The 13,849-nt window shown below is 54.1% G+C and carries 8 protein-coding genes; 2 read left to right on the top strand and 6 right to left on the bottom strand.

What is annotated here, in order from left to right; genetic code table 11:
• Nucleotides 1-41: 41 nt before the first annotated feature.
• Nucleotides 42-2,408 (bottom strand): endonuclease MutS2, encoded by a 2,367-nt coding sequence (locus tag PCH05_RS03085; protein ID WP_127600856.1) that lies wholly within the window; start codon nucleotides 2,406-2,408, stop codon nucleotides 42-44.
• Between the two features lie 222 nt (nucleotides 2,409-2,630).
• Between PCH05_RS03085 and PCH05_RS03090 the strand changes: the two genes are divergently transcribed.
• Complete coding sequence (locus tag PCH05_RS03090; protein ID WP_127600558.1) at nucleotides 2,631-2,984, top strand: phage holin family protein; 354 nt, start codon at nucleotides 2,631-2,633, stop codon at nucleotides 2,982-2,984.
• 87 nt (nucleotides 2,985-3,071) lie between these two features.
• Here PCH05_RS03090 and PCH05_RS03095 read toward each other — a convergent pair whose 3' ends face one another.
• Complete coding sequence (locus PCH05_RS03095) at nucleotides 3,072-4,214, bottom strand: GGDEF domain-containing protein (protein ID WP_127600560.1); 1,143 nt, start codon at nucleotides 4,212-4,214, stop codon at nucleotides 3,072-3,074.
• 267 nt (nucleotides 4,215-4,481) lie between these two features.
• Between PCH05_RS03095 and PCH05_RS03100 the strand changes: the two genes are divergently transcribed.
• Nucleotides 4,482-4,871, top strand: a complete 390-nt coding sequence (locus tag PCH05_RS03100) for a cupredoxin domain-containing protein (protein ID WP_127600562.1) — start codon at nucleotides 4,482-4,484, stop codon at nucleotides 4,869-4,871.
• A gap of 111 nt (nucleotides 4,872-4,982) precedes the next feature.
• On the opposite strand, the gene PCH05_RS03105 is transcribed toward PCH05_RS03100, so the two are convergent.
• The 4 genes from PCH05_RS03105 to abc-f form a co-directional block, all read right to left on the bottom strand.
• Nucleotides 4,983-7,679 carry a hypothetical protein gene (locus tag PCH05_RS03105; protein ID WP_127600564.1) on the bottom strand — a complete coding sequence of 899 codons (2,697 nt, stop codon included), beginning with the start codon at nucleotides 7,677-7,679 and terminating at the stop codon, nucleotides 4,983-4,985.
• 112 nt (nucleotides 7,680-7,791) lie between these two features.
• Nucleotides 7,792-10,242, bottom strand: a complete 2,451-nt coding sequence (gene pheT, locus PCH05_RS03110) for a phenylalanine--tRNA ligase subunit beta (RefSeq protein ID WP_127600566.1) — start codon at nucleotides 10,240-10,242, stop codon at nucleotides 7,792-7,794.
• Between the two features lie 50 nt (nucleotides 10,243-10,292).
• On the bottom strand, nucleotides 10,293-11,327 hold the full coding sequence (pheS, locus tag PCH05_RS03115; protein WP_127600568.1) for a phenylalanine--tRNA ligase subunit alpha: 1,035 nt from the start codon (nucleotides 11,325-11,327) through the stop codon (nucleotides 10,293-10,295).
• A 510-nt stretch (nucleotides 11,328-11,837) separates the two neighbouring features.
• A complete protein-coding gene (gene abc-f, locus PCH05_RS03120; protein WP_127600570.1) occupies nucleotides 11,838-13,679 on the bottom strand; it encodes a ribosomal protection-like ABC-F family protein in 1,842 nt (613 codons plus the stop codon).
• Nucleotides 13,680-13,849 lie beyond the last annotated feature (170 nt).

Raw genomic sequence — 13,849 nt, forward strand, 5'->3', positions numbered from 1 at the left:
TTATGCCTCCTTCAATCTGCCCTGGAGCATTTTTCGCGTCTTTATTTCAGCTCAGCGACGGTGACGCCTGTCCCACCTTCACCGTAGTTGCCCAGACGGAAGCTTTTGATATGCTTATGCTTTCGCAGGTACTCCGTAATACCATTGCGCAGGATACCGGTTCCTTTGCCGTGAATCAGATAGATCTGGCCCAGGTTGCCAAGGAATGCCTCATCAATAAAGCGGTCCACTTCAATGAGTGCTTCCTCCAGATTGGCTCCCCGCAGGTCAAGCTCGCTGCGGATGTTATCGTCTCTCGTCCGCTTGACCGTCGTTGCTTGCCGCTGGGTCTGTTTCGCCGCAGCTTCATGTGTCTTCACAAGCTCCAGATCATCCAATCTTACCTTCATCTTCATGATGCCGAGCTGCACGACCGCTTCCTTCGTGCCTGCCAGCTCAACCACATGTCCTTTTTGGTTTAGGCTGTATACCATCACCTCATCGCCTGCTTCGATCTGGCGCGGTGCCTTCGTCTTGCTTCGTGCCGGGGTTTTCTTCTTCTGCTGCGGCTCGGCTTCATCCAGCATTCTGCGGGCGGCGATCAGCTTATGCTCCTTGACGGAGGCCCCTTCTTCCTTGGCGAGCTGACGTAGGTCACTGATGATTTCCTCCGCCTCGCGTTTGGCTTTGGCAATGACTTCTTTGGCCTCGGCCTGAGCCTTCTCAATCAGACGGTCGCGCTGCTGTTCGAGCTTCTCCAGCTCCTGCTGATGCCGGCTTCGCAGATCTTCCATCTCCAGCCGCAGCTTCTCGGCATGCTCCCGCTCCACTTCGGCTCCGAGACGGTTTTCTTCGAGCGAGGCGATCATATGCTCCACGCGCTGATCCTCTTCGTTCACTTCCCCGCGGGCGAACTCCAAAATTTTGTTTGGCAGCCCCAGGCGTTCGGCAATCGCGAATGCGTTGCTTCGGCCCGGCACCCCGACGAGAAGCCGGTAAGTCGGGCTTAACGTGTTGACATCAAACTCCATGCTCGCGTTAATCACACCCTTACGCTCATAAGCATAGGCTTTCAGTTCACTGTAGTGCGTCGTAGCCACCATGCGGCAATCCATCTGGTGAATATGCTCCAAAATGGAGACGGCCAGGGCCGAGCCTTCCGCAGGATCCGTTCCCGCACCCACTTCATCCAGAAGCACAAGGCTTTTCGGCGTCATATTTTTAAGAATGCGGATAATGTTCGTCATATGGCTGGAGAACGTACTCAGACTCTGTTCAATGCTTTGTTCATCGCCGATATCCGCATAAATCGCGTCAAAGACGCAGAGCTGGCTGCCTTCCTCCGCCGGAACATATAAGCCCGACATCGCCATCAGGCTGAGCAGTCCGATCGTTTTCAGCGTGACCGTCTTACCTCCGGTATTCGGACCCGTAACGATAATCGAGGTATACGAGTTGCCAAGCTCCACATCAATCGGAACAACCTTGTCCAGATCGATGAGCGGATGGCGGCCCTTGCGAAGCTTCAAATATCCGCGATCATTCATGCGCGGCAGCGTCGCCTTCATGACATGAGCCAAACGGGCTTTGGCGAAAATAAAGTCCAGCTGTCCGGTCAGATCCAAATCAAACTGCATAAGCTCAGCCTGATCGCCTACCAATGCCGTCAACTTTTGCAAAATAATTTCGATTTCCCGTTCTTCCTTCATCCGGGTCTCGCGCAGCTTGTTGTTCATGGCAACAATGGATTCCGGTTCGATGAACAAAGTCGCACCAGAGCCGGACTGGTCGTGTACGATGCCGCCGAAGTATGAACGGTATTCCGCTTTCACGGGAATAACGAACCGATCGCCCCGGATCGTAACCAGCTGATCCTGCAGCATTTTGGCAACCGAGGAAGAACGGATCATGTTGTCCAGCTTTTCGCGCATGCGAACTTCACCGGAGCGCAGCTCCCGTCTGATTTGCGCAAGTCCGGGACTTGCCGAATCCAGCACCTCGGCTTCCTCGGAAATGCAGGCCTTGATGGCATCTTCCAGCGCTTTTTGCTCGGATATGTTTTCACTGATTCCCGCCAGGAGCGGAGTAGGCTCGTCCTCATTCATTTGCGTAATGAAGCGTTTGATGCGTCTGGATCCATGGGCCGTGTTGCTGACAGCCAACAGTTCCTGCGGGCTAAGCGTGCCGCCGATTTTCGCCCGTTTCAGGGCGGCGGAAATGTCGCTGATCCCGCCGAAAGAAGGCGTACCCTTCAGCCGCTCCACCGTATAAGCCTCATCGGTACCTTGAAGGAGGCGTTTGACCGTTTCCAGGTCGGTATCCGGTCTCAGGCTTTCCGTGATTTGCTTTCCCATGGAGGTCTGGGTATAACTGACACATTTATTTAAAATCTTGCGGTATTCCAGCGTATGCAAAATTTTATCGTCCAAAAATTTCACTGCTCCTCTCATACAATGCCTTTATTATATACGAAACCTCTGCTCCTTCGCCATTTGCCAGAGGGTTTCGCTAAATTTCATCAAGCCGATACATAAGATCCCGTGAATTGAATACAATAAACGTTGCATACAGAATCCATTTCATAATGAGTGAAGACGTATTTGTGAAATGGACTTATCAACGTATCTTTTAGGCAAAGGAGGCCAAGTGGCATGCATTTTTTGGGTCATGTCGTACGATTCATCGTTTCCGCGATTGTGCTTATGATTGTCGGCTGGATCGTTCCACAATTCTCCGTTGGCGGATTCTGGAGCGCTCTGCTGCTGGCTCTGGTCATTGCTTTGCTGGGCTGGGTCATTGAAGGGATATTCGGCAAGAGGGTATCGCCTTTTGGTCGTGGCATTGTCGGCTTTGTGGTCAGTGCGCTGGTTATATACATCGCCCAATTTATCGTGGGCGGGGTTCATGTCACTATTCTTGGCGCCGTACTTGCGGCCCTCGTCATCGGGATCATCGACCTGTTCATCCCGGTATCCGCGTTCAACGCAGCCAAGGACCATAAATAACTTGTCACGTACATCGGTATCACGTCCCAAAAACACCCCCTGTTCCCGCGGAACAAGGGGTGTTTTCATTTAGGCCCATTCTTGGTTTCAGATCGAAGCGACCTTCCCTTCAATCGAGTCCGCCAGAATCACATCCGAAGCTGTTATTACTTTATTTTTACCTGTCCTTTTAGCGTAATAAAGCGCACTGTCCGCCTTCCGGAATAATGACTCCTTGTCGTCCCCCGGCTGGTAATCGCATAGACCAATACTTACCGTCACCGGTCTTCCCTTCATGTTGGCATGCTCCACGCCGGAGATTCCCTTGCGCAGATCTTCTGTTATCGCCTGTGCCTCTGCCAATGTTTTATCGGCAAAGATGACAGCGAATTCTTCTCCTCCGTAACGAGCCGCAAAATCATTCGGCATCATGATAGAGGTCAGGGTTGACGCAACCTTTTTCAGCACAAGATCGCCTACCCAGTGCCCGTACGTATCATTGACTTTCTTGAATCCGTCGATATCGATGATCGCCAGCTGCAGCGGCAAATGGTATTTCTCGGAATGTTCCAGCAGCGCATCAAGATATTCATGAAATGTTTTATGATTGTAAAGATCGGTCAAGGCATCCATTTTAAGAAGCTTGTCGGAAATCGTCTTCTCCACGAGCAGCTGCTGCTCGGACTTCATGACGGATTGCAGGTAACTGATGAACTCCTTTACCCTGACCAGGATCGTACGTCCGATGATGAGGCCTACAATAAATACGCATTCGGTTTGAATAAACTCCTGAATGGGTTTGCCGTACCATGGGCGTTCCATCAGGAAGTAAAGCGCTCCATATGTCACGATCGTAAATAAGCCGAAGCCGTACAGCAAGACGCGGTCAAAATACACGACCGAAATCAGAACGGGCAGCAGCAGCGCCATCTGGGCGCCGTCCGCAGTCGGCTCGATAATAAAATAAACCATATACGACATGAAGAAGCCGCAGCCGATAATCGCCTTTTTCTGATGTACTGGCCATTTCTTAATCCATATCTCGGTTGCGATGAGCAGCAGTATAATAAATCCGTTAGAGCCTGCGAACAGGATCCAGGACCCTGCATCCCTTTCTACAGTATCGGAAAAGACTCCCCCCGACAGCAAAAAGGCGGCCTGTGCCGTGAGGAACATCAACATGACAATCCAGTAGGCATTCAATATATTGCGGTGCCACCGGTCCTCCAAAATAACATTTTTCCTGTCCATCAAAAGGTCAATCCCCTACTCTAGGAAAGATAATTTCGCAAGACGAAAATGATATGAACTGTGATTATTATTATATCTTAATAAAAAGACAAATACATCCCTTTATCTGTAAAGAATTTGAAAATTACCCGTGAATATGGCGTTCAGCGTTCATGTTGACCGGTGAGTTCACCAATTTTTCAAAACCGCAATGTTCCGTAATTCCATATTTGGGGTATGATGACTACTAGCATTGTCACAAAAATTTAGGTTTTGAGGAGGATCACATTGAAAAAGACCCTTGCTTTTGTTCTTTCCTGCATGCTTCTCCTGGTACTTTCCGCTTGCGGGTCCGAAAAAGAAGACGCTTCGACCGCGAGCAGCGGAGTCAGCGACACAAGTGTTGCCCCTAGCGAGGAACTGGTCATCAAAGCGACGAACTTTGCTTTCGATAAACAAGAATATCATCTGAAAAAAGGGGTTCCCGTAAAAATCACGCTTGAGAACAAACAAGGCATGCACGGCGTATTGATCCCTGGCCTGGAGCTGCAGCTCGACAACAAACATAAATCCAAGGTCGTAACACCGGAAAAAGCCGGCACCTTTGAAATGACCTGCTCCTTATACTGCGGTGCGGGACATACGGCCATGCTTGCGAAAGTGATCGTGGACGAGTAGACATCTACATCTTGGCAACACAGCAAATCCCCTCCGGCTCCGTGATCCAGAAAAGAGTTCAATGCTCCTGGTTACGGGCTGTGAGGGGATTTTTCTGTCTGTTCGCAGCGATCAGCTTTGATCCTGTTCTATCAGTTCGATCCATTCGTTGTATTCGGTTTGAAGCTTGGAATATTCATCCTGCAGCTGGCTGTGCTCTTCCTGCAGCTTGTCCGTCTTTTCCTGCTGCAGTTCAAGCTCAGCCTGCAGCAACCGGTAACGGTTGGCCATCAGCTCGAAGTTCTCGCCTACCTCGCGAAGACGGGCGTCGGTCTGATCCTTCTCGCTCTGCAGTTTATCCATCTGTTCTTCCCCGGAAGCGATTTGAAGCTTCCACTCTTCAAGCTCTTGCTTCAGATCCTGCTCTCGGCTGTTCCAGTCTTCCTGGTGGTTCATCATTTCCTCCAGCTTTTCCTGGTAGGTCTGCATGGAAAGCTCGCTTGCGCGCAGCAGTTCCCGCTGTTCGCTTTCTTTGGCGGCAGCTTCGTCCAGCAGCCGTGCAAGCTCGTTAACCTTGCGCAGCGCCTGATCCTTCTCTTCCAGAACCATCAGGTATTCGAGTTCGGCATCTTCCTGCTGGCGCTTGATGGCGTTTCCGGTTTCTTGAAGCTTGTCGTACTGCTGCTGCAGGTCATGATAACGCTGCTGCAATTGCTCGTACTGACCCTCCAGCTCCTGATGAAGACGCTGCATGTCGGCATATTTCTCCCCGGACTCCCGGGATTGACGTTTGGCTTCCTCATAGGCCAGCTCAAGCTCCGCAAAATCGTCTTTAACACGTTCCAAGCTGCGGCTGCTCTCGGTGATTTGACCCTGCAGCTCCTCGTATTCGAGCAGATGCAGCTCATACTGGTCTTTCAGCACTTCATGCTGCTGCAGCGTTTCTCCATGCTGGCGCTGAAGCTTTTTATACTGCTCTTCCCTGTCCTCTATCGACTGCCGGAGCTTCGACAGCTGCGCATCCTTGGTTTCCACGGCCTGCAGCAGCTCCAAATATTGAGTTTCTGTCGCGTCGGCAGACTGCTGCAGCTCTGCATACTGCGCTTCGTTCTCCTCCAGCTTCCGCTTCAGCTCCTGCGACTGCGCCCTGCCCGACTCCAGTGCCTGCTGCAGCTCCAGCGCCTCGGCTTCGCCCGCTTTGAAGGCCTGCTCCAGCTGCTGATATTGCGCTGCAGACGCTTCGAGCGATTGCTGCAGCTCCAGCGTACGGTTCTCGTATTCCTCGAGATCCCCTTCCATCTGCTGCTGCCGGATGCCCTGCTCCTGTAAAGATTGCTCCAGCTTTTGCGCCAAGGCGCTGCTTGATTCCAGCTGAGCCGCTTGCGCTTGCAGCTCCTTTTCCTTCGCGACCAGAAGCTCCTTCTGCTCTTCAATGGAAAGCTCCTGCAGCTGGAGCGTTTCATCCATATCCTTCAGCTTCGCCTGCTGCGAATCGATGAACTGCTGCTTTTCTGCCAAAGCCTGCTGCAGATCGCTTACGGTTTCCTCCGCCGCGGCAGCCTTCGTTTCTTTCTCCTCCATCTGCTCTTTCAGCACGCTCAATTCGTCATGAAGAAGCTTCATGCCCGCTTCAAGGGCATCGTTCTGCTCTCCCGCTTCCAGTACACGCAGCTCCAGCTCGCCGATTTCTTCCTTCTGCTTGTCCGTTTGAGTCCGCCAGGAGGATGCTTCGGCTGCAAGCTTCTCAAGTTCGGTCTTCTGCTGATTTGAAGAAGCGCTGTATTCCTCAAGCAGCTTTTGCATCCGGCGCTGTTCCTCTTCCGATTGAGCCGCTTCCTCCTTCAACCGGCTGATCTGTCCGTTCAACCGACCCTGCTGCTCCTTGAGCGTCTTCAGCTCGGTCTGCGAAACTTCTTCCTTCTTCAGTGCCGCCTGATGCTGCTCCTGGAGCTTGGCATAGGCGTTCTTCGACTGCTGGAGCTCTTCCTGCAGACTGCGCAGCTTGCCTTGCAGCTGCGAGCTTCCGCCCCGCAGTTCATCAAGCTGCTTGTTCAGCCCGTCCAAGGCCGCCTTATGGCTCTGTTCTGCATCCCGCAGCGCCTTCTCGTGCTTCTCGCTCGACTCCTTCAGCATTGCCTGATGCTTCTCCTCCGCAGATTTCAGCAGCTCAGTATGCTTCTGCTGAGCAGATTGAAGGGCGGCGGCATGGCCGCGTTCAAGCTCCTGAATCGCCGCTTTATGCCTTGCTTCCAGTGCCTGCCTGTCACGCTGCTGCTGCTCGGCTGCCTGCTTCTCCTTGCGCTGCAGCGACTCCCGCAGCTCCGTTTCCTTTTTCAATGCTGCGCGAGTATCTTCAAGCTCTTTCCCGAGCGTGGTACGCGTCTTCTGCAGTTCTCCGGAGAGCGAAGCCTTCGTCTCCTCGAGCTGCTTCAGCAGCCCCGCCTTCTCAGCCTCCAGCCGCTTGCTCAGCTCTTCCTTCGCCTGTAAACCGGCCGCATGTTCCTCCTGCAGCTTCGCAAACTGCTCCTGCTGCTTCGTCTTGGCCTCCTGAAGGGCGGCCATCTCCCTGCGCAGCTCGCTTCTTTCGCCGGTCAGCATTTTGACCTCGCTTTGAATTTCCTGCATCTGGATGGCTTCCTCAGCCATATGTACGGCAGCGAGTACGGCCAGCTTCGGCGTATCGAGCCGGGAATGGCTCTTGGAAATGAAGTGCATCCGTTCATCGACATAAGTGGCAACCTTTTTCATATAGTCGGCACTGCTGCCTACCAGTTTATAAGTAGTCCCGTAGATTTCTACGTTGACACGTGTACGATCAGGTGTAGTCACAGTTGTGCCCTCCTTCATATGTGTGTTGACTCTGAGATGTCTGTTATTGTGCAAAAAAGCCACATCGAATCTTTATGTAACATGGATTCGATGTGACTTCATTCAATTCCTGCTATTTTCTCAATTCCGCATGAAAAGTTTGCTCAAGCTGGCTGACAACGGCTGCATGCGCGGACGAAACCTCTTCATCCGTCAGCGTACGCTCATGGTGACGGTACACCGTCGAAATCGCGACGCTCTTTTTGCCTTCGCCCAGCTTGCTGCCTGTGAACACATCGAATACTTGGACCGACTGCAGCAATTCGCCCGCAGCCTCACGAATGACGGCCAGCATCGCTCCCGCTTCCACGCTGTCGTCAACGACGACGGCAATATCACGCTCGGAAGCCGGGAAACGCGGAAGCTCACGGTACCGGATCTCCTGGTTGGCGTAATCGTACAGCGGCTGAAGCAGAATTTCGGCCGTGTATACATCGCCTAATCCCCGTTCCTGCTGAAGCTCCGGATGCACCTGACCCAGGGTGCCGATCAGCAACGGCTCTCCACCCTCATGGGTCAGATATACGGATGCCGAACGCCCTGGATGGTAGCCTTGAGGCTTGTTAGCCACGTAGCTGATCGAATCCTGGAGACCAAGGTATTCGAACACCGTTTCCAGTGCACCCTTCAGATCGAAGAAGTCCACTTTCTCCGGCGTTTGGTTCCACTGCTTCTGCCCGCGGCTGCCGCAAAGCAGAAGCGACAGCACCGGAAGCTCCTTAGGCTGGTCCGTCAGCTGCTCCTCCCGGCTGTAGAACACGTTGCCCATTTCGAACATCGCCAGATCATACTGCTTGCGGTTGGCGTTATATGCCGCCACGTCCAGCAGCTGCGGAATAATGCTCGTACGCAGCACGCTCCGTTCCTCGCTCATCGGCATGGCCAGCTTGATGGCATGGCTTCCTTCCGTCAAAGCCGGGAAGAGCGCGGTCAAATCCGGATGCGTAAAGGAATAGCTGATGACTTCCTGCCATCCCCCGTGGGTGAACAATTTCCGGACTCCGCGGCGAAGCGACTGCGGCTTCGTGTAAGCTCCGGGCGTTGTCGGTCCTTCGATCGCGGTCGTCGGAATGTTGTCGTATCCGTACAGACGCGCGATTTCCTCAATAAGATCCACGTCGCTTGTAATATCGCCGCGGCGGGTAGGCACCTTGACTTCCAGAATGCCCTGCGCGGTATCCGCGCAGCTGAAGTGCAGGCGGTTAAAGATCGTTTTGACTTCCAGCATCGACAGCTCCGTACCCAGGAAGCGGTTCAGCTTGTCGAAGGAAAGCACGATCACTTTGTCTTCGGCCGAAGCGGGGTTCGATTCGACGATCCCTTTATGAACCGTTCCGGCCGCATAACGGGCTATCAGCGCTGCCGCGCGGTTCAGGGCCGGAATAACGGCGCCGGGATCCACTTCCTTCTCAAAGCGCAGACTGGCTTCGGAACGAAGACCGAGCTGTCTCGAGGTCTTGCGGACGATGCCGCCGTCAAATTTGGCCGACTCCAGCAAAATGTTCACGGTGCTGTCGGTCACTTCGGAGTTCAATCCACCCATGACGCCGGCAAGGGCGACGGGCTTCACGCCGTCCGTAATGAGCAGCATGTGCGGCTCCAGCTTGCGCTCCTGACCGTCGAGAGTAACCATCGTTTCGCCTTCTTGGGCCAGACGTACATCGATAGCCCCATTCGTCAGCTGATCCGCATCAAAAGCATGCAGCGGCTGGCCGTACTCCAGCATCACATAGTTGGTGATATCGACGATATTGTTGATTGGACGCACGCCTGCGGCCATCAAACGATTTTGCATCCAGAGCGGCGAAGGGCCGATATGGACGCCGGTAATGTATCTGGCAGCATAATGGCTGCAGTGCTCCGGCGAGCTGATACGGACGGAAATATGCTCGGCAGCCGCATCGGCGACTTCGACCAGCTCCTTTTCCGGCTCAGGCAGCTTCACGTCGCGGCCGAGAATCGCCCCAACCTCATAAGCCGCGCCGAGCATGCTCAGGCAATCGGAGCGGTTCGGCGTCAGGTCGAATTCCAGCACCTCGTCGTTCAGACCCAGCACCTGGCCGATCGGCGTTCCGATTTGCGTGGATTCCGGCAGCACCAGAATGCCTTCCTGCTGTTCCTTCGGCAGCAGCTTATCGTTCATGCCTAGCTCTTTGGCGGAGCAGATCATGCCTTGCGAAAGAGCGCCGCGCAGCTTGGCTTTTTTAATCTCGAGTCCTCCAGGCAGCTTGGCTCCCACCAGCGCCACAGGCACCTTCTGGCCGGCATCCACGTTTTTCGCGCCGCAGACGATCTGGAGCTCCTCCTCTTGCCCGGCATCGACGATGCAAATGTTCAGCTTATCCGCATCCGGATGCTTTTCCTTCGATTTGACGTAGCCGACAACAACGTTCGAAATTCCTTTGTTGCGGTTTTCGATCTCATCGATTTCGATTCCCGCGCGCGTAATTTTCTCAGCCAGATCCTCGGCTGCCACATTTTCAAGCGAAACATAGTCCGCTAACCATTCCGTTGATACTTTCATCCCGGGTCCCTTCCTTCTTTCCTTATTCGGCTTGCGCTTTCTGTTTCCGCCTACATGCGGGCAAACTGTTTCAAAAATGCCATGTCACTGCTATAGAAATGACGAATATCGTCAATGCCGTATTTCAAAATTGCGATCCGCTCTACGCCCATGCCGAAAGCAAAGCCGCTGTATTTTTCCGGATCATAGCCGCCCATTTCGAGCACCTTCGGATGCACCATGCCGCAGCCCAGGATTTCCAGCCAACCCGTGTGCTTGCACATCCGGCAGCCGCTGCCGCCGCATTTCACGCAGGTCACATCCACTTCCGCGCTTGGCTCGGTGAACGGAAAGAAGCTCGGACGAAGACGGATTTGCGTATTGGGACCGAACATCTCCTGCACGAACTGAAGCAGCGTGCCTTTCAGGTCGCTCATGCGGATGTTTTCGCCGATAACCAGGCCTTCGATTTGATTGAACTGGAAGGAATGCGTCGCATCGTCGTCATCGCGGCGGTATACCTTGCCCGGGCAGATGACTTTGACAGGCACTTCTCCCTGCATTTTTTCCATGGTACGAATCTGTACCGGGGAAGTCTGCGTACGCATGAGCAGTTCTTCCGTAATGTAGAACGTATCCTGCATATCGCGGGCAGGGTGGTTCTTCGGAAGATTCAGCGCTTCGAAGTTGTAGTAGTCGGTCTCCACTTCCGGACCTTCCGCGATGTGATAGCCCATGCCGATGAAAATCTCTTCGATTTCCTCCACGACCTTGTTCAGCGGATGGATCCCGCCCTGCGCCATTTTGCGGCCCGGGAGCGTAACATCGATTTTTTCCGCCTGCAGGCGCTGCTCGGTTTCGGCTTTTTGGAATGCCTCCTGCTTGGATTCGATCAGCTCCTCGATCGCCCCGCGCACATCGTTCGCGACCTGGCCGATGACCGGACGTTCTTCGGCGCTAAGTCCTCCCATGCCGCGCAAAATCTCGGTCAAAGCACCTTTTTTGCCCAAATATTTGACGCGCAGATCATTCAGCTTCTGCACATCTTCCACACCCTGAAGCTGTTCCAGGGCTTCCTGCCGCAGCGCTTCGAGTTTTTCCTTCATCATCTTTGCCTCCTTCTCAAAATAAAACGTACCGCTGGTGCTGTCCCTTGCCTGCTACAAACGCGGATCTGCGCCCGCCGCTGCAAGCCCATAGGGCTTTCGGTGAAAACAAAAAAGGCCTTTTCTCCCGGAAAGGGACGAAAAGACCGTGGTACCACCCTTGTTAGAACCGCTCGACCCGTAAACGCTGTCTAGCCTGTTCTCACTTTCATCGCTGTAACGGCGCGAGCGCCGGTATTCCCTACTTAACGCTTGCCGGTCATGCCGGCCAAATGTTCAGGAAACTGCTCCGGAGGGAATTTCGGCAGCCTGTTACTGTAGAAACGCTCTCAATCTGCGGCGTCTCCTCCCTGTAAAGTGGCACTGCTTACTTGTCTCCATCATGGCATTTCAAATTGTTGTTAAAATCATCTTAGGACGTTATATTCATGCTGCACACTATAGTCTACTATTATAAGTAAAAAAGGCGGACCTGGCAAGTCATTGCCTGGCCCGCCGGGTTAATGCCGATTACAGGCTCTCCAGTTCCTTCCTCAGTCGGCGGATTTCGCGCATGCGCTCCTCGCCGCCCTCCGCATCCTCGATTCCAAGCAGTCTCGCGACTTCCCATTCAAGCCCGAGCCGGCGGTTTTCCCGCTCCGCGTCCTCCTTCACTGCTCCGCCGTTTCTCTTCAGACGCTCTTCCTCTTCTTCCACCGTGCCTTCAAACAGCTCGGGCTTCCGCTCCGGAGAGAGCGTCAGGAGCCGGTTGGCCAGCTTGCGCACGAGCATCCGGTCATGCGACACGGCCACCAAGGCCCCCGGATACGCGGCAAGGGCTTCCTCCACAACCTCTCGGGTCTGAATATCCAGGTAATTCGTCGGCTCATCCAGCACCAGCAGATTAGCACCGCTGAAATACAGCTGCACGAACGCGGCCCGGCATTTTTCTCCCATGCTGAGATCGCCGATGTTTTTAAACACGTCTTCCCGGGAAAAGAGAAAGCATCCCAGAATCGTGCGCGCATGCGTCTCCGTCATATTCGGCAGGCGCAGCAGGCTCTCCAGCAGCGTTTCTTTTTCATTCAGTCCCTCCAGCTCCTGCGAGAAATAGCCGATGCTCACGGCCGGGTGCAGCCATACGGCGCCTTCGTCCGGCGCAAGCTCCCCGAGAATCAGTTTCAGCAGCGTAGACTTGCCGCTTCCGTTTACTCCCCTCACCGCAAGCCGGTCACCCCGTGACAGCAGCAGATCCAAATTGTCGAACAGCCGCTGATCTCCGTAGCCGAAGGATACCCCCTCCAACCGCAGCAGAATGCGGGCCGCAAAGCCCGCATCCCCCAGCTGCATGCTCATCGCGGGGGCGTTCTTCGGCTTCTCGACGCTGCTTTGCTCCAGCCGCTCCAGTTCCTTTTGCTTGGCATGGTATCTGGAAATGTTTTTCTTGGCCTTGGCTTTGTAATAAGGCGTCGCTGCCTTGGTTTCCGTATTTTTATTGGCCGATTTTTCGGCATGATGAAACCATTCCTGGTAGTTGCGGATCGATTCCTCCAATGCTTCCCTGGCCAGCTTCTGCTTCTTGTACAGCGACTCCTGCTCACGCAGCTCCCGGTCCTTCTCCCGCTTGTAGTCGGTATAACCGCCCTTGTATTTCTTGACGCCCTCGGCGGATAGCTCGCATATCCCCGTCGCGACATGGTCCAGGAATGTCCGGTCATGGGATACCAGCAGCACGGTGCCCTCGTAGCGGTTCAGCCATTGCTCGAGCCAGCCCAGGCTGTCTTCGTCCAAGTGGTTGGTCGGCTCGTCGAGCAGCAGGAATGCCGGACGCTTGACGAGGAGCGCCGCCAGCCTTACCCTCGTTTTTTGCCCGCCGCTTAAATCGGCGAACGGTACCGCCCACAGCTCCTGTCCGATATTCAGCATCGTAAGCGTCTTTTCCAGATCGATTTCCCACTGGAAACCGCCATGCTCTTCATACCGCTCCAGGGCTTCGCCGTAAGCTTCGAGGACTTTGCCGTCTGCGGCTGCGTCCGGGTCCGAGAGTTCTTTTTCCAGCTTACGAACCCGCTCCTTCATCTCCCACAGCCCGCCGCTGTCCTTTCCGGCAGCCGCCAGGGTCGTCAAGGACATCAGGGAATCGGAGCTTTGGTCCATCATCCCCCATTCCGACAGGGGAAGTCCCCGTTCCACGGTGCCGAGGTCCGGCAGCAGCTGTCCGGTCAACACTTTCATCAGCGTCGTCTTTCCGGCTCCGTTCACCCCGAACAGTGCCAGCTTCTCACCTTCGTATATGTCAACATCCACATTCTCGAAAATGGTCTTCCCTTTAAATTCTTTGGCTAGGTTTTTCGTTTTCACAATGTTCAACATTAAGCATCACCCTTTAGGTCAGATATAGGTAGAAGCTTCGGTAAAGCGCAGTCAGCCCTTCAGCGAAGGACGGGATGCTGTTCGAAAGCTTCTCTGGCTTGCCGGATTGCCGTTTCCTCTGAGCTTGCCTTTCCGGCAACAAAAAAACCGCAGGCAGGACGCCTACGGCA

Origin of the sequence: Paenibacillus chibensis (assembly GCF_004001045.1) — a bacterium.
Taxonomy (GTDB): Bacteria; Bacillota; Bacilli; order Paenibacillales; family Paenibacillaceae; genus Paenibacillus_AQ; species Paenibacillus_AQ chibensis.